Origin of the sequence: Oscillibacter acetigenes (assembly GCF_025567605.1) — a bacterium.
In the GTDB taxonomy this organism is placed as follows: domain Bacteria; phylum Bacillota; class Clostridia; order Oscillospirales; family Oscillospiraceae; genus Oscillibacter; species Oscillibacter welbionis.
In genome coordinates this window covers 545,506-563,344 of the sequence record NZ_JAOQKG010000001.1, presented here as the reverse complement: position 1 = coordinate 563,344, position 17,839 = coordinate 545,506, and the positions used below count along the sequence as shown (strand labels likewise).

Sequence of the window (17,839 nt, the reverse complement as noted above, 5' to 3'; positions counted from 1 at the left end):
TCAGCCCACCTTTCTCTGTTCGTAATCTTTCTGCTGCACTGCCAGCGCCAGAAGCTGCAACGCCTTTTTGTATTCGTCCTCATGGGTAAAGGTAATATCCAGCTCCTTCTTCCCACGGACGCGGATGCTCTGTACCATGTGAATGAGCGCCCTGCGGTCTAAGGTTTCCAGCGTGGAGAACTGCGTAAACTGTGAAATCCAGCGGTTGCGCTCACTCCGGTTTTCCAGCACCTCCGTGAGTTTTTCCTTGAGAACGCGGACGCTCTCGCGGATGTCCTCAGCCTGCTTGGTGTACTTTGCCTTATAGGAAGCGTATTCTTCCTTGGTAAGCATACCCCCCACAAGACTCTCATAAAGCCGTGCCTTGAACTCCAGCACCTGCTCCAACCGGCGCTCGTTGTCGGTGATGTGGTCGCTGTATTCCTTGGCAAGCGCCTGATTGATGCTGGTCTGGTCAATGCCGGTCAGCAGCGCCTCCAGAGAAGCAATATTGCCGATATAGGCTTTCAGGCTGTCCCGCACACAGTCGATCAGGCTGCTTTCTTTCAGCATGACCGGATGGGCGCAGCCCTTTTTCTTGCCGGTAGGACAATAATAGTAGTGGTACTCCTTGCCGTTCGCACGGTTGGTCTTGCGGGTCATGCGGCTTCCGCAGCACCCGCAGATCAGAATACCGGAGAACAGGTACACCGTATCCTCGTTGGGAGAAGTCCGGGTATCCAGTCCCTTAATGCGCTGCACCAGCTCAAAATCCTGACGGGCAATCAGCGCTTCATGGGCATCCGGAACACGCACCCACTCGGAGGCGGGGCGCTGCTCCATCTGCTTGATCTTGTAATGCGGCGTACCCTGTTTGCCCTGCACCAGCGTTCCGGTGTAGGTTTCGTCCTGCAAGATGCGGATAATGGTGGTAGCCGACCACTTGCAGTCAGCCTTGTCCGCGTATCCCTTTTTCGCGTAGGGCAGACCGTTGTTCTTCTTGTATGCCAGCGGAGAGAGAATGCCCAGCCGGTTCAGCTCTGATGCGATCTTGGAGGCGCTTGCGCCCTCCAGCCGCATACGGAAGATGTCGCAGACAACGCGGGCGGCGTAGGGGTCAGGGACGAGCAAATTCTTGTTGTCCTCGGTTTTCATGTAGCCGTACACCGGGAACGCGCCGACGAAATCGCCGTTGCGCCGCTTCACGTCCAGAGAGGTGCGGGTCTTGATGGAAATGTCCCGGCAGTAGGCTTCGTTCATAATGTTCTTGACCGATACGGTCAGATCATCGCCGCTGTCGTGGGCGGTGTCGATGCTGTCGGTGATGGCAATGAAGCGCACCCCATAGGCCGGGAATACCCGGCGCAGATACCGGCCTGTTTCGATGTACTCACGCCCCAGCCGGGAGAGGTCTTTTACGATGACGCAGTTGATGTTGCCGTCGGTGACATCCTGCATCATTTCCTTGAATGCGGGGCGGTCGAAGATGATGCCGCTGTATCCATCGTCGATCTTTTCGGAAACGACCTCAATATCCGGGTTGTGCTCCACAAAGTTTTCAATGAGCTTGCGCTGATTGGAAACGCTGTCGCTTTCGCTGGAATGATCGTCGGTGTAGGACAGGCGGATATAAGCGGCGGCTTTGTATTTGGGCATGAAAAAGCACTCCTTTCTCCCGGACTGCTCCCGCATGAAAAGAGTGGTTATCTGGCTATTTGGTTTTCATCCTTTTCCACACCAATCATAGCACTCTCTGCGGAAAAAAGCGAGGATGCCGCTCAGCGCAAAATGCCTTGCAGACATTCCTCTAACGTAACACCGTTCCCGGCAAAGCAGGCGTTTACCACGAAATCGCCGCAGCGGAAGCGGTAAGGATTTTTGATCTGGCGGATAAAGGCGGCAATGCGTTCTTCCTTGGGAAGATTTTTGTCTACGGATACTTCCCGGATGTCCACCAGTTCATCCGTGTGGGTTCGGGTTTCGTTTGGCGTTGGCTGCATCATGGCGATCTCCTTTCTCGGTTTGGTGGGTTTCCTCAAGGTCACATGAATGCGCTGACGGGAAAGGCCGTCAGCGCATGGTATCTGACTTTGAGAGGCGGCTGCGCGGGCAGAATTGGAGCCACATAACATAATGGCGAATACCGGCGCAGCCGCTCTGCTTGTCCATTTGAGAAGATCCATCCTATTTGCCACGCGCCCCGGATAGTGGGCATGATGCAGGCCGCCCTTGGCAGGGCTGTCATAACTCCACGTTACCGCTGCCTCAAAGAGCTGGCGCATACCGCAGGGTTCCCCCTCAAGTCTGTGGGAGGGCGTGAGCAAGTTTCATTATCCGCCGCGCTGTCATCGCGCCCAATTTGCCGAATCGGGTCTAAGGCTGCGTAGATCGCTCGGATGGCTTTTCCGGAATCACCTCCTTGAAGCCATCGTCGTGGCGGCGCACCTTATGCCGCTATCACGCGGGTTTTGTGCCTGCATCATGGTCTATTCAGTTTTCAACGTTCGGTGAAAGGCTTCGTGGAGAATGTCCCTTCACCTATCGCCGATTTTGGGCCACTTTTGCACCCTGTTTTCAGCAATCAGGGAAAAGTTTTTTCATTTTCTTCATCGCCGCGCCGATGCTCTTGGAAATATTCTGATGGCTGACACCCTCGGCTGCGCCAATCTCATCAACCGTCATCCCATCCACGAAATACATCCACACCCTGCGGAACTGCGTATCCGTCAGGTGCTTCCGAATCTGCGTGACCTTTCTGACGCTGCGGTGGATTGCCTCTGCCCGGTCATGCGCCTGCTCCATGCAGACATCCACGGCAGGAATGGAGGCCGCTTCCTCGGATAGCTCATCCAACGCAAGCGTGTGATTGGCATAGACGTGAGCTTCCTTTTCGGAGGCGTGATAGTCCTCGTCCGACAGGGCTTTCCATTTCAGAAATTCTTTCTCGCTGGCAAAGTCCTCGCGGGTCAGGCGGACGATGACTTCATTGGCGTCCATATAAACGATGGCATCGGGGTCTTTCTTATTCAGCGCATAGATGCTTTTTCTATTAAACATTTTGTTCCTCCGTTCAGATCCGAGTGGGTAAAAAGGTCTGAACGAAGGGCGGCGGGGAGCGGCAGCCCACGGCGAAAAAGTGCCGGGAACGACAAAAAGCGCCCACACAGGCATAAAAGCCTGCATGGGCGCTTCGGTGCGGTTCAGTATGGAAATTGTCGGCGGCTGTCGGAGGGCATAGGTATCCTACGGTGTCCGGGTATCGTCCGGCTATGCTCCCGGCGCGGCTTGTTGCCGCAGCATTAGCGGCACCTCCTGTGCTCTCCTGTCATACGCATAGGTCCCTTTCATCTGAAAAATGTTGGGACAGCAAAAACAACGGCCGCCCCGTACAGAGCAGCCGCCGTTTTCCCTATACCATACGCTGCTTTTCAGTACCGCAAGGATGGGTGTCCTGTTATCGTCGTATTCTGATTTCTTTTAGGGCATTTCAGGACTATCCACAAGGGATACGCTGAACTCCTGCGCGGTTGCCCCCTCCGGCAGCAGCTTTGCCATGACCACCAGCCGCTGATTGCCGCTGTTGGCCTTGTCATACTTCCGGCAGCAGGTGGAGAGGGTCAGAACGGTATCTTCCTCGGAGAAGGTCACGCCATCAAAGTCAAGCCAGTTTTTCCGCGCAATCGTCTCAAAGAAGCTGGTCAGATCATCTCCCGTGGGATCAGGCGCAATATAGTCAAAGCCAATATCCGTGACGAATAGCGCGGTGATCTGGAAAATCATGTCCTCGCCATCCACAGAGAGATAGATATACGGATGCTCCTTTACAAAGTCTGCGTCCATATAACGGTAGAGCTTGGTGAACCGCACACCGTCCGGGTCGCAGTTGCTGGCGGAGTGACCGAAAACAGTGGTGTTTTTGTCCAGCTTATCCCTGCCGCCGATTTCGTTTTCACAATGGGCATAATAGCAGCCCCACATGGCATACTCACCGTTTTCATCCAGCTTCAGGTAATAGCCGTTGTCCTCCGCCTGCATCACGGGATCGTCTACCTCCGCACCGGGGATATACAGCCATGCCACGGTGTCGGGATTCTTCGCTCTGGCTTCCGCCAACTCTGCCTGCCTGTCCACCGAGGGGATAACTTCGCCCGCGGGAGTCGCTGATGGCTGAGACGCAGATGTGCCGGAAGGCGTTCTGTCGGGAATGTCGATAGGCTCCGTCCCTTTCTGATAGCAGCCCATGACTGCCGTGGTCATGGCAAAGAGAAGGACGGCCATGCAGATGATCGGACGAATGATTCTTGTGATTCTTTTCATAATGCTGTCTCCTTGCCGCGCTGGGATAGCGGCGCAGCTCAAAATGTCATTGATTTGTTTCTTGTAGCGAAAAGAGAACAGCGCAGCTTCAGGGCGAGATGCCCGTCCGCTGCGCTGTCCGATGTTCGCTTATGGGGTCATGCCAGCGGCTTTGATGTTTAGCCGTATGTCAGCCGGTCACTTCTTGCAGCGCCAGAGGAAGGTCACGATCTGCGCTCTGGTGCAATCCGCATTGGGGCTGAATGTCGTGCTGGTGGTTCCCTTGGTGATGTTCTCCTTGACCGCCCACAATACCGCATCAGCATAGTAGGCGGTGGACTTCACATCAGCAAAGGGATTGGCTGTACCCGCTGTCGGGGACTTCTCAGAACGCCACAGGAATGTGACGATCTGGGCACGGGAGCAGGTCATGTTGGGGCTGAACGTGGTGTCGCTGGTGCCCTTGGTGATGCCGTTTTCTACTGCCCACAGCACAGCGTCGTAGTAGTAGCTGCCCACAGGAACGTCGGTGAAGGGCATGGTGCTGGTTTTAGAGGCGGGGCTTCCAGCGGTGCGCCACAGGAAGGTCACGGCCTGCGCACGGGTGCAGATGCCGTCCGGGGAGAAATGGGTATCATCGGTTCCCTTGGTAATGCCGTTCTCCACTGCCCAATCCACAGCATCCTCATAATAGCTGCCGGTGGCTACATCCACAAACACGCCGGTCTGGGGGTTGCCGTTGGCTTTCATAAAGATGACCTCGATGGTATGGGTTCTGCTGACATTCTCAAAGGTGTAGGACTTCACCGCGCCGATGCTCTTGCCGTCGATCTTGACGTTGGCGACAGCATAGCCCTTATCCGGGGTGATGGTGAAGGTCTGATCCCGGCCCTCACGGACGCTGACATTGCCGGAGGGAGAAATGGAGCCGCCAGCCCCGGCAGTTGCCTTGATGGTGTAATAGCTGTAAGAATGGCCGCTGCCATTATAACGCCAGTGTGCCGTATAGGTTCGGTTGCCAGTGCTGCCCGTTGGGATGGTGACGGTCATATTGTTCTCGCCGTCAAGCCCCGTGCCGCTCCAGCCGGTGAAGGTATAGCCGGATTTGGTAGGATTCTTGAGGGTGAAAGTCCTCGTCTCGATGGTGTAGGTGTCGGGATTGCCCTCCGCAGTGCCGCCGGCCAGATCATAGGTGATCGTGTACTCGGTGGGTGCAGGCGCGTCCTTTTCGAAGATGGCCTTGACCTCCACGTTGTCGTTCGGCATGAGGAACTTGTTGTTCTTGATGGTCACGCCGCCGCTGATGACTTGCCACTCCTTGAAGTGGTAGCCCTCTTTGGGCATGGCGGTCAGGGTGATCTCCGTGCCGGTCGCAGCGGTGGAAGGAGTTGCGGTGCCGGTGCCGTTTCCGTCATTGCTGACGGTGACGGTGTAGGTGGTGGGGGTAATAACGCTGTTTTCCCACAGCGCCTTGATCTCTGTGTCCCCGCTCACGGTATAGGTATCGCCTACCTTGTACTCCGTGCCGCTAATCTCCCAAGCCTTGAACTCCTGATCGGTGGGAGCGGTGAAGCCGCAGACGGGCAGGATGTAATTTGTCTCTGCCTTGACGATCACGGGACCCATGCTGCCGCTGCCGCCGTTGCCGCTGAAGGTGATTGTGCAATCCGCAAGCGGCGTACCCTCACCCACAGTGACTTCCGCATCGGTGCTGGCAAAGTGGTTGTTATCCTCCGCATAGCGGACGAAGTAATTGCCAGCGGACAAGTTATCAATCTCCGTGCCGCTGCACGCCGTATAGCTTCTTTCGCCTGCCATACGGTATTCCATCTTATCAGTCACGCCGCTGATTTTGCCGTCGCTGCCGCCCACGGTGATGGGCGCGACACCGATCAAGCCGTCAGGAGCTTCCCGCGTGGCTTTGCCGATGCTCCACGCTGCGGTCACGGCATCGGTGCTGCCGTCCACCCATTTGCCGGTCTTGGATGTGACGCTAACGGTGTAATCGCCCGCGTCCGTGCCGGTGTTGCCGGAGATGTCCATAGTAGCGAGATCATAGCCGTTCACGGTCGCGGTATGCACAGAGCCGTTATAGGTATATGTTCCCGTTACGCTGATGTTGGGCTTTGCGGGATCGGTGGGCACGGGAGGTGCGTCCTCCTCGAAGATAGCCTTGACCTCCACGTTGTCGTTCGGCATGAGGAACTTGTCGTCCTTGATGGTCACGCCGCCGCTGATGACTTGCCACTCCTTGAAGCGGTAGCCCTCGTTGGGCGTGGCGGTCAGGGTGATTTCCGTGCCGGCCACGGCTTTTGCATGAGATGCGGAAGCCGTTCCGTTCCCGTCCGTTCTCACGGTGATGGTAAATTCGGTGGGCGCGGGAGGTGCATCTTTCTCGAAGATGGCTTTAACCTCCACGTTGGCACTCGGCATAGTGAACTTATCGTCCTTGATGGTCACGCCGCCGCTCATGACCTCCCACTCCTTGAAGTGGTAGCCCTCGTTGGGCGTAGCGGTCAGGGTGATCTCCGTGCCGGCCGCGGCTTTTGCATAAGATGCGGAAGCCGTTCCGTTTCCATCCGTTCTCACGGTGACGGTGTGCTCGGCTGCGGGGGCCTCTGTGCTGATGGTGAAGTAGTGCTCCGCCTTGCCGCAGTAGTTTCCCGTGCCGTACAGCGTCACCTTGGGAGCCTTTTTGCTGTCAAAGCCCTCGTCGCCCGGTGTGAGGGTGTAGGGATGGACGTTGTTGGAATAGATGGCGGTGTAGTCCGTGTTCTCCGTAAGCTGCTTCGTTTTGTTCTCGCCCGTCTGATGGGAAAGCCCCGTCAGCTTCTTTTCGCTGCCGTCATGGGCGCAGTCCGTCAGCCCCTCGAGCGTCAAAAGCCCATGCTCATAGCAGTATCCAAGATCATACTTGTCGCAGAGCGCGCATTTGCCGTACTCGTCAGGGCTATGGTCAATGGTCTTTCCGTTGACGGTGCTGCCGCAGATGGTGATGTTTTCCGCCGGAATACCGGGCAGCTCCTTTGTGTGCAGCTTGTCATAGACATAGTTTGTGCCGTCCTTTTCCTCAAGCCGGAAGGATTCCACCGTGCTGTTCAGAATTTGAATCTTTCCAATCTCTGAAGCTCTGCCAGACGAGTTTTTCCCGATGCCGGGAATATAGTCGGTACCAGACCTCAAATTGCCGCCCTTTGCGGTCACGGTGCTGTTTTCAATAAGAATATTTATCTGGCCTCCACTTGAGCCATACGCCGCGCCGATGGCGGGGCCGAACAATTCATTGCGAACGGACACCTGGCTGTTCGCAATGCGGATACGGCTCTCACCATAGGATTGGGATTGTGTACCGTTGCCGATAACCGCGTTGACTGAAGACCTACTATCGATTTGGCTGTCCTGAATGTCGATGCTGCCAAAGGAAGCCTTTTCGCCGCCGCCAATCGTGCAGCGATTATAGGTGTACTCATCGTTCAGGCGGATGCTGCTGCCGCGGATCACGATCTCTTCAACGGAAGAATATTCTCCACGTGCGCCGATGATATCGCCCGTCAACACGATGCTGTCCGTGATCTCCAGCTTTTTCAGCGTCTTTGCATCATTCGGTGATTGCACGGTTTCGTCCATGAAAATACCGTAGGTGTGCAGATCGGAATCCCGGATGGCGATGCTCCCATTGCCGCCGACGCGAATGCCTCTCAAATGCGGCAGCCTGATCTCGCCGTTTTCAATAACGATCTCGCTATTGCTGCCCACGCGGATCCCGTCGGTATGAGTGGTGGGTATGTCCGTGGATTCAACGCGGCAGTTTCGGATGGTGAGCTTCCCACCCGGCGAGTCTGCGTCCCAGCCGATCAGGACCTTTTCGCTGCTGAGAAGCGGAAGCTCTGCGTCCGAAATGGTGATGCTTCCGACGCTTCCGCCGGCAGCTCCGCCGATGCAGGCGCCGTCCTTACTGGAAATGGATTTGATCGCATTGCCGTTGATGGTGATGCTTTTGCAATCCACACGCTCGGAATAGCTGTCCGTAAAGCCGCCGATGGCTGCGCCGCTGCCCTCGGCGGAAACGGTGAGCTCACCGCCAGTGATGCGAATGTCGCCCTTACTGCCGATGCCTGCCGCACCGCCTTTTCCGACCGCATGGATGACGCCGCCGTTGATGGTAACGCCGCTCTTGCCGTTGCCTTTATCGCCAATGGCGGCGTTATTGTGATTGGCCGTGGCTTCTATCTCTCCGCCATTGATGGTAACGGTCATTGCCCCGGTGTTATAAATTCTGGCTCCGCCGATGCCGAAGCCCTCTCCCTTGGCAGTTGCCTTGACCGTGCCGCCGTTGATGATGACGCTGCCGCTCTCATACGGCCCGATTCCGTTTCCGGAGAGCACCCTGTGCGAATTTTCTCCAAAGTTGTTGACGCCCCCAATGGCGGTTACATCGCCGCCGTTGATGGTGATCGTGCCGCCATATCCTGTGGTGATCGCATCGCAGGTAGCCTCGGCGATGACCGTTCCGCCGTTGATGGTGACGCTGCCGCCATATCCCATTTGGCATGTGCCGATCCCTACGCTGTCCACAGCAAGAGGATTGCCTTCCGGCAAGGCAAAGGGTTCGGTACGGACAACGCCGCCATTGATGGTGATGCTGCCGCCTTGCCTGAGATTGCCAGGCGTATCTCCGTCGGAGGAAACGTTGCGATCATAATCCGATCCGCCGATGGCGGAGGAGCCCTGCTGTCCTTTGGCGTGGATATTGCCGCCGTTGATGATGATCGTACCCTCGTTTTCATAGTAGTTGTCGTTGGCAGCCCACACGCGCACACCGGCGCCGATGCCGGACAGTCCAGCCACAGGCCACACACTCTTTTCATGATCAGACAGCTCCGGGAGGCACGCCGTCAGCTTGCCCATGGATGCCTCAGCGGTGCTCTGGGCGTATATGGTGAAGGTGTCGCCCTCCTTCACGTTGATGCCCCACGGTACCGTGAGGTGGCAGTCGTCCTTCAAAATCAGATTGACCGCGCCGTGGGTGTCCAAGCGGGGCGTGATGGTCACGTCGCCCTCCACCACGTACCAGCCTGCGGGCATATCGTACCACTTGTTGTCGCTATTGAAAAAATCCTCGATAATAACTCTTTCCAGCACCGTGTATTCGGTGCAGAAGCGCTCCTTGCCGTCCGCGTCCAGATAGCGCACGGGGGTTTGCTCGACAGCGTTGTTCACGGTAATGCTCAGCGCCCTTGTGTCGCTGCCCTCGCTGTTTTCTGCCTTGACGGTGAAGGTGGCGGTTCCCGCCGCAGTGAGTATGCCGCTGATTTCTCCGGTTTTTTCGTTCAGACGTAAACCGGCAGGCAGAGCGCCTTCATCAATGCTCCATGTGATGGGCGCTGCGCCGATGGCGGTCAGGGTATGGCTGTAAGCCTTGCCTGTCTTGCCGTCCGGCAGACTGTCCGTGGTCACGATGACGGTATAGGTGTCTGGCACAAACCGCGCCGTGAGCGTGGTTACATCCTCCGGAACGCTATCACCGGGCGCGTAGAGCTTGCCGTCGCTGCCAAGCCACTTAAAGTAATTGCCTGTAGCTCCCTCCGGGCGGGTCAGACCGTCGGACGCAGGCGCGGTAAATTCGCTGCCGTTTTTCACGATGATCCGAATGCTGCTTTCATCGCCCAGCTTGCCGCCGCCAAGGTCAAGAGTAACGGTTTTCAGCCCGTCAGGACCTATCGTGTCACGGTTCAAAACCTCGAGGACGGGGCGGAAACCGACCTGCGGGTTTTGGCCCGCAGCGTCGCGGTGGCCACAGAAGCGGCTCGAATAGTGCCCGCGAACCGTACGGCGCCACGGCAATCTGATCACAGTATCTTGTCCACACGAAAAAATCCCGTTCCAGTTTTTGATATATCCGTCGTCCTTGTCCAGCAGCCTGTCCCATTCGTTGCTTTGGGGCGTGCCGCGTTCTGAATCACCTGAGCCTGTATAATCACTTCCCTCGGATGGCGCACGCATCGTATAGTCCACACCGCCGGCGGTGTAGTCTTTGCCAAAAATCAACCCTGCGGTGTTCAGGTCATTCCAGCTTATCGTATGCGTTACGGTATAGTCCGCCACAAACAGGCTGTGGGCATATTTGTTCTGCTCTGCATACTCCTCGGTGGTTGCCATCTCCGATGTGAGCTTGTAGGCGTCCACTGTCCCGGCGTAGGTAAAGGGGACATAATGCATTGTTTTGTCCGGCAGAGAGCCGTTCGCCGTGCCGGGAATGCTCACGCCGGAGAGGTCAAAGTAATAGGTGCCGTCGGGAGCGAGGTTGAACTGCTCTGGGGGAACAAACTGCGCCGTCAGCTTGGTTACGTCCGCCGGAACATTATCGTCCGGAGCGTAGAGCTCGCCATCGCTGCCAAGCCACTCGAAGTAGCTGCCGGTATTTCCGTCGGGGCGGGTCAGACCTTCGGACGCAGGCGCGGTAAAGCTCTCGCCGGTTTTCACAATGATCTGGATAGTATCCGAGCTTCCTCCCAATTTTCCGCCGCCAAGGTCAAGGGTAACGGCTTTCAGCCCGTCAGAGCCCAGCGTGCCGGGGTTCAGGACTTCAAGGACGGGGCGGAAACCGAGGAACGGGAAGGAGAGCGTAGTATTGGCGCCGGCATATTTGCGGGGCAAATCGTACCGGCCGCGAATCACACGGTTCGATAGCGTATTGGGTAAAGTATCTTGTCCCCAGGAACCTATATTTCTCCAGTTTTTGATATATCCGTCGTCCTTGTCCAGTATCCTGTCCCATTCGTTGCTTTGGGGCGTGCCGCGTTCTGAATCACCCGAGCCTGTACCACCACTTCCCCCGGACGGCGCACGCAGCGTATAGTCCACGCTGCCGGTGGCGTAGCCTTTGCCAAAAATCAGCCCTTCGGCATTCAGGTTATCCCAGCTTACCGCATGCGTTACGGCATAGTCCGCCACGAACAGGCTATGGGCATATTTTTTCTGCTCTGCATACTCCTCGGTGGTGGCCATCTCTGATGTGAGCTTGTAGGCGTCCACTGTCCCGGCATAGGTAAAGGGGACATAATGCATTGTTTTGTCCGGCAGAGAGCCGTTTGCCGTGCCGGGAATGCTCACGCCGGAGAGGTCAAAGTAATAGACGCCGCCGGGAGTGAGGGTAAACTGCTCATCAAACTGTGCCGTCAGCTTGATTACATCCGCCGGAACGCTATCGCCGGGCGCGTACAGTTTCCCATCGCTGCCAAGCCACTGAAAATAACTGTCGGTATTTCCCTCCGGGCGGGTCAGACCGTCGGACGCAGGCGCGGTAAATTCGCTGCCCTTTTTCACAATGATTTGAATATCCTCAGAGCTGCCGCCCAGCTTGCCGCCGCCAAGGTCAAGGGTAACGGCCTTCAGTCCGTCAGAGCCCAGTGTGCCGGGGTTCAGGATTTCAAGGACGGGGCGGAAACCGACGTACGGACTGGAGCGCGTAGCACGGTTGTAGCCCCAGAAGCGGGCCGAACTGTACCCGCGAACCGCACGGCTCGTCCACGAAGAGCGCGAAATATCCTGCCCCCACGAATGCATCCTGCTCCAGTTTTTGATATATCCGTCGTTCTTATCCAGTATTCTGTCCCATTCGTTGCTTTGGGGCGTGCCGTGTTGGGAATCGCCCGAGCCTGCACTATCGCTTCCCACGGACGGCGCACGCAGCGTATAGCTCACACCGCCGGCGGTGTAGTTCTTGCCGAAAATCAGCCCTTTGGCATTCAGGTTATCCCAGCTTACCTCATGCGTTACGGCAAAATCCGCAATGAATAGGCTGTGGGCATATTTGCTCTGCTGTGCATACTCCTCTGTGGTTGCCATCTCCGACGTGAGCTTGTAGGAGTCCACTGTCCCAGCATAGGTAAAGGGGACATAGCGCATTGTTTTGTCCGGCAGAGCATCGTTCACCGTGCCGGGGATGCCCATTGCCGAGAGGTCAAAGTAATAGGTGCCGCCGGGGGCAAGGATGAACTGCTCGTCGATTTCACCCGCCGCGAAGGCCGTTGTCGGCAGCAGCGTCAGCACCATGCAGCACAGCAGCAGGATGCTGAGGATTCGTTTCTTCATGTCCTTTTTCCCTCCTGTTCGTGTCGGTTCGGCTTATCCGCCCCGTCTTTTTTCTGATTTTCTCTTTTTCTGAGCCGGAAGCACAGCGCGGTGATCGCCGCCGCCGCGGCAAAGGAGACGACAGCCACCAGCACATAGCCGCCCGCATCCTCCCGCAGCAGCATCGCGCCGAACACGCCCCATACGGCTGTCTGTCCCGGCCCGACGACCGTGCCCGCTGTCTGCATCAGCGCCGCACACAGCAGCATACACGCGGCGCTCAGTCCATAGATGCCGCGCCGTTGCCTCCGGCGGTTGTTTTCCCGCACCCGCTGCTTGACGAGTGCGACCCGTCTTGCGGTATCGTACATTTCGTTTGAACCTCCTCTCTGGATTTTTTGAAATGCGGCTTAAAAACCCCTTCACTTATATAGGTACAAAAAATCGAAAAAACTCTCACCCAAAACGCAAAATTTTTCAAAAAAATTTGAGAGCCGCCAAAAAGCAGCTCTCAGGGAGTGGCTATTCGGTTATTTCCTCTGCCCGAGGCGGAAAGCGGACAGCTCTCCCGCCGCCACCAGCAGCGCCGGCAGGGCGTAGGCCACATACTGCGCCGCGCCGCCGTAGGCGATGAGCAGATTATAGATGGCGTGGAGGGTGATGGCCGCGCCCAAGAGGCCGCAGGTGCCTGCGATCTTCAGCCACGTCCGCTGCCACGTGTATGCAAGGCCACCGCCGACGATCAAGCCGCAGATCACATGCATGGCCCCCGTGCCGAAGCCCCGGAAGAAAATGAAGGAGAAGCGGTCTGCGCCGTTCTGGATCAGATAGCAGACGTTTTCAAAGGTGGCGAAGCTCAGGGCAACCGTGATGGCGGCGGGCTTGATCTTATCGCCCTCCGGCTCGAATACCAGAAGATAGAACACCAGCGGCAGCAGCTTCATCATTTCCTCCACCACCGGCGCGATCTCCGCCGTGGCGGCAAGGGCGTCCGCCTGACACACCGCCGCGAGGAAGGTGTTGATATAGGCCGAAAGCAGACACACCCCCATTCCGGCAATGCAGAACAGGAAGAAGCGGAGCTGCCGCCTGCCCATGCACAGGGCGGCTACCAGCAGCGGGGATACCATGCAGAGGAAGATGTTTTCGATGTAGGTCATGCGTCCACCGCCTTTCTCGTGGCGGGCAGCAGCCCCAGAATCGCAAGCGTCAGTAGCATATCACACCAGAAGGTGGGACTTGCCGGTGAGGTATCCGGCCAGAAGCAGCCCGCCGTCCACAGCAGATATTCCGAACCGGCAAAGCACAGCACGCCGATGTGGAAGCACCGCATATTCCGCGCCGCGCCCGTCTGTCCGTTGGCGTAGACCAGCCCCCGAATGGCGCAGAAGGAGAGCCATATCATCATGCCGCACCAGATCAGGTTGGAGAGAATGTCCCCAAAGGTGCAGTAGAACGCCAGCAGCGGCACGCCGAACGCAGGCGCGAGCCATGCCCTGCGGCAGCGGAAGCTGCGCTCGTCCTGACTGGCGAGCGTGGCCTGCAAAATGCGCAGGAAAATGACGCTGGCCACCCAGCCGAACTCCGAGACATAGAAAACCCGCGGCGTGGTATCGAACAGCAGCAGATACAGCGTCCAGTAGAGCGCGCCGAGGGCAAAGCAGCCGTAGAAGCACAGCAGCAGAAAATACGCCTGTCGCCCACTTTTCCGGTAGGAGATACCCGAGAGCAGCGCGCCCACGAACGTGACCAGCAGTTGCAGCAGGTTCTCAATCAGCTCCATGCGCATCCTCGCTTTCCTCGTTCTGCCCGTCCTCCCGGTTCATCTGCCGCAGCCGGAAGCACAGAACGGTCACGCACACGCCGAGTAAAAACGCCAGCAGCCCGATGACGATGTATCCCAAGGCAGCGCCGCCGCCGTACATACTGGCCGCCGTTTCAAAGCCGGAGTAGTCGCCTGTCTGGATGCTTGCGGCAATGCCGGGCATGGCAAGGGACGCGCCGATGAGCAGTACAAGGCACGCCGCCACGGCAGAAGCCATGGTGATCGTATTGCGCCGCAGCCGTTTTTCCCGCTCAATTTGGGCGATGCGCCGCTTCGTCTCCGCGACGCGCTCCTCATGACTCCGCATTTGTGATTCCCTCCCGTTCCAGCAGCCTTCGCAGGCTTTCTTTTCCGCGATACACCATGTTGGTGATCTGTTTTACCGTTTTCCCCGTGACCTCCGCCGCCTGTGCGTAGCTCATATCCTCGAAATAGGTGAGGTACAAAACCTCCCGGTAGTCCGGGTTCATTTCATCCATGCAGAAGTGCAGGATGCGGTTTCGCTCCTCCGTCCGTATGACCTCCTCCGCCAGCAGCCGTCCGTCCGGCTCACCGGTCAGCGCATCGAGGCTGAATAGCGGTTTTCGCTTGCTCTTGTGGCGCAGTGCCATGTGCCGCGCCGCCTTATAGAGATACGCCTTGAAGCCGCCGTCCCGTACTTTTGGCTTTTTCGTGAACAGATAGGCGAAAACATCCAGCATCAGCTCCTCCGCCTCGTGAACGTCGTGCAGATAGCCGTCGATATACAGGGTCAGGGGGTCGCCGTATTTTTTCATCAGGGCATTAAGCCCTTCGTCGTCACCGCTCAGATATTGGCGGTACAAGCTCTCGTCGCAAGTCATAGCGTTCACTTCCTTTTTGCGGATGCTTCCAATTCCAATGCGGAGGGGATTCGTCAGGTGCTTGTCCTGCCGGAATCGCGGTGCTGCCCCTTGAAGCGCGGGTCGGAGGGCTTTTCCGCGTTTTCCGGGATCGCCCATGAGCGCCCGAACCGGGACGCGCCGGGGATCCGCCCCTCGGCGCAATATTGGTTGACCCGCCGCTCCGACACGCCCCAACGGTAAGACGCCTCCCGAATGGAGATATAGCCCTTGATCCCGTTCATACCGCACCTCCGCATGGATAATACTCAACACGATACATTATATACGAATATCCGAAGAAACACAAGACATCCGGCGAAGTGTTCAGAGAAAAGTTACGGATAGGAGCGACATTTTTTGAAAAAGTCCTCCGAAACTGGCCAAAACGCCCCTTTCGGATTGTAGTATGGGTAGAGGGGAAAACGGGGGTACGAACGGGGGCAAGAAAGCGGCAAGCAATGCAAAGCGGTACCCACTTTGCAAAAACAGGCGGATTCCGTTTACACGGAGCCCGCCTGTTTCATGCTTGTTGGGGCGCTGCCCCAATCCCCGCAGAACACAAAAACTGTGTTCTGGAACGATGGATAAATCCATCGGCTGCGCGATTTTGCAAATCGCTTATGGGCAGGCAGCTCAGCGCTGCTCTGCCTCTTTTTCCCGTCGTTCATTCGCTTCCTCCTGCTCCTTATCCAGCTCCAGAATACGGTCGATATTGGCCTTGGCCGTCAGCAGCTCTTTCATTTCCTCACGGGCTTTTCGGTAGTCGGCATAGGCGGCTTTCTTCTCCGCCAGCAGCTCGGCGTACTCGGTATTCAGCGCCTTGATGGTGGGCAGCTTCTTGAAGCCCAGTCCATCAAAATAGTTCTTTGCGGCCTTGTGGATCGTGATCTCGCTTTCATGCTCTGCAAGAAATTTCTTGGAGTACCCGGCCTTGCGATAGGCAACGTAGGTATCGCGGGTCTTGGCGTAATTGGCAATATGCTCCCGCAGCACCGCAATCTCAGCCATGCGCTTTTCCGCAGCCTTAATCCTTGCGGAAAGCTCATTGAAGTGAGCGGACGCTGCCGCCGCTTTCTCTGAGAGAACGGCGTAATCTAAAAGCTCATGGTCTTGCAGATAGGCCACCGTCTGTGCCATCTGCTTCAAATTGAACAACGTCGCCCAACGCGCATAACCGGCACCTTTGCCAGCGCGTAATTTTGTCTGAATGTCCACCAGCAGATTCCCGCTGCGCTTTTCCGGTTTGACCGGTGCGGCGGCGCTCTTTCGCGGCGTATGCGCCTTTTCACCTGCAATCACCGCACGAAGATCTGCGGGAGTATAACCGTCGCCGAGGGTATCCATGCGAATGGATTTTTTCTGTTCGCCGCCTAACAGGGACGGGACTTTCTTGCCCTTGACCTCATACCCGGCCTGCCGCAGCAGCTCCAGCAGCGTTTCAAAGCTGTCGGGCTTTTGCGCCAGCGCATCGTCAATGGCCGCGCATATCCGCTCCCGGTGGGAGGGCTTCTTTTTGTCGCCCAGCCACTTGTTGTAGCTCTTGCCGTGGCGCTTCGGATTCTCCACGATGGAGTAGCCGTTCTCGATGCAGATGGTATCGTTGAGCCGCCGCACGGCGCGGCTGCTGCCCCAAAAGTTTCTGAATTTCCGGGTCTGGCTGAGTGCGGTGGAGTTCCAGATCACATGATTGTGAATATGGGCTTTGTCGATATGGGTGCAGACGATATAGGCGTGATTGCCTTTGGTGAATCGCTTGGCCAGCTCACAGCCCAAACGGTTCGCTTCCTCCGGTGTGATCTCTCCGGGAACGAAGGACTGCCGCAGATGGTAGGCGATCACATCATCCTCGCCGCGCACTCTGCCGGTCTTGTGGGTGTATTGATTTTTGGCGAAAAGGAACTCGGCATCGGCGATCCTGCTGTCGCACTGCCAGCTTGTTATCAGCCTGCCGCCGTCCGTCTTTTGCGGATTTTCGGTGTAGTCGATGATAGCGCTGATGGCCTGTCCCACCGTGCGGCCTTTGCCGGTGTGGAGAGGCATCAGGCGTGTGGTTGCCATGTTGGACACCTCCTTGAAAAGTCAAACGGCCTGCCGTAGCAGACCGTTTGAAATGTGTTAATTTGCAAGAGGTAAAAGCAAACTGATAGTTCGACAAACTGGAATTTTCAAATTAGTCTTTGCAAATAACCTTTGAACCTTCACCATCAATTACAATTCCCTGACGGTTGTTAATTGGGCATAGATTCAAATCCGAAAACTCAGTCATTATTTTCTCGGTAACTTTCTTAAATGGTGCTGTAAGATAATGCGGAAGAACATAGAAATCAATCAAATCAAGCCCTGCATCATCTTCTTGTGAGTAGTCCTCCGGCTTTTCATCCATTTGCTCGATATATTGGATGCTTGGAGCGCATATAATCGCACCTGCCGATTCACCAATCATCAGTTTTCCCTTTGCCAATTCTTTCTTCAACAGCTCATCCGTTCCCGTTTTACGGAGCTGGTCTATAAGGAAAAAAGAATTTCCGCCGGTAAAATATATCACATCCGCATCTTCAAAAACAGACTGTATCGTTGAATAAGCCTCCGTTGAAATATCAATTTCAGTTACGATTGCTCCCAACTTTTTGAATAATTTTCGAGCCGAGCCGACATAACCGGTGTAGCCTTCACGCAGCGAAGCTGTTGGAATAAATGCGACTTTTTTATTTTCAATTTCTTCCTTTATCAGACTTCCTACACTTGAAAAGTGCGAACATAAAAACAGTTTCATCAATATTCTCCTTTATATATAAATTCCGAT

13 protein-coding genes are annotated in these 17,839 nt (G+C 56.3%); all 13 read right to left on the bottom strand.

Translation table 11 applies throughout. From position 1 onward, the window contains the following. The gene (locus OCV80_RS02910) at positions 1-1,635 is read right to left on the bottom strand and encodes a recombinase family protein (protein WP_267288178.1); all 1,635 of its coding nucleotides are present in this window, start codon (positions 1,633-1,635) and stop codon (positions 1-3) included. Positions 1,636-1,757: 122 nt separating this feature from the next. Further along, entirely contained in the window at positions 1,758-2,261 is a 504-nt protein-coding gene (locus OCV80_RS16670; protein WP_449588044.1) for a DUF6870 family protein, read from the bottom strand. 292 nt (positions 2,262-2,553) lie between these two features. Continuing rightward, positions 2,554-3,162: a sigma-70 RNA polymerase sigma factor region 4 domain-containing protein gene (locus OCV80_RS02900; RefSeq protein WP_158629704.1), complete on the bottom strand. Its 609-nt coding sequence runs from the start codon at positions 3,160-3,162 to the stop codon at positions 2,554-2,556. Between the two features lie 294 nt (positions 3,163-3,456). Then, positions 3,457-4,296 (bottom strand): class B sortase, encoded by an 840-nt coding sequence (locus OCV80_RS02895; RefSeq protein ID WP_136890914.1) that lies wholly within the window; start codon positions 4,294-4,296, stop codon positions 3,457-3,459. 177 nt (positions 4,297-4,473) lie between these two features. Continuing rightward, positions 4,474-12,369, bottom strand: a complete 7,896-nt coding sequence (locus OCV80_RS02890) for an InlB B-repeat-containing protein (RefSeq protein WP_267288177.1) — start codon at positions 12,367-12,369, stop codon at positions 4,474-4,476. Then, positions 12,366-12,719 (bottom strand): glycosyltransferase, encoded by a 354-nt coding sequence (locus tag OCV80_RS02885; RefSeq protein WP_136890917.1) that lies wholly within the window; start codon positions 12,717-12,719, stop codon positions 12,366-12,368. Before OCV80_RS02885 ends, OCV80_RS02890 begins: the two co-directional genes overlap by 4 nt. 159 nt (positions 12,720-12,878) lie before the next feature. After that, positions 12,879-13,508 carry a PrsW family glutamic-type intramembrane protease gene (locus OCV80_RS02880; protein WP_136890918.1) on the bottom strand — a complete coding sequence of 210 codons (630 nt, stop codon included), beginning with the start codon at positions 13,506-13,508 and terminating at the stop codon, positions 12,879-12,881. Next, the gene (locus OCV80_RS02875; protein ID WP_136890919.1) at positions 13,505-14,131 is read right to left on the bottom strand and encodes a histidine kinase; all 627 of its coding nucleotides are present in this window, start codon (positions 14,129-14,131) and stop codon (positions 13,505-13,507) included. Before OCV80_RS02875 ends, OCV80_RS02880 begins: the two co-directional genes overlap by 4 nt. Next, entirely contained in the window at positions 14,118-14,480 is a 363-nt protein-coding gene (locus OCV80_RS02870; protein WP_136890920.1) for a DUF4179 domain-containing protein, read from the bottom strand. Before OCV80_RS02870 ends, OCV80_RS02875 begins: the two co-directional genes overlap by 14 nt. Then, positions 14,467-15,015, bottom strand: coding sequence for an RNA polymerase sigma factor (locus tag OCV80_RS02865; protein ID WP_249390811.1), 549 nt, complete (start codon positions 15,013-15,015; stop codon positions 14,467-14,469). Before OCV80_RS02865 ends, OCV80_RS02870 begins: the two co-directional genes overlap by 14 nt. A gap of 53 nt (positions 15,016-15,068) precedes the next feature. Further along, entirely contained in the window at positions 15,069-15,278 is a 210-nt protein-coding gene (locus OCV80_RS02860; protein ID WP_181446422.1) for a helix-turn-helix domain-containing protein, read from the bottom strand. 391 nt (positions 15,279-15,669) lie between these two features. Then, positions 15,670-17,094 carry a relaxase/mobilization nuclease domain-containing protein gene (locus tag OCV80_RS02855; RefSeq protein WP_136890922.1) on the bottom strand — a complete coding sequence of 475 codons (1,425 nt, stop codon included), beginning with the start codon at positions 17,092-17,094 and terminating at the stop codon, positions 15,670-15,672. Between the two features lie 112 nt (positions 17,095-17,206). Continuing rightward, on the bottom strand, positions 17,207-17,809 hold the full coding sequence (locus OCV80_RS02850; RefSeq protein WP_015563755.1) for a Type 1 glutamine amidotransferase-like domain-containing protein: 603 nt from the start codon (positions 17,807-17,809) through the stop codon (positions 17,207-17,209). Positions 17,810-17,839: the final 30 nt, after the last annotated feature.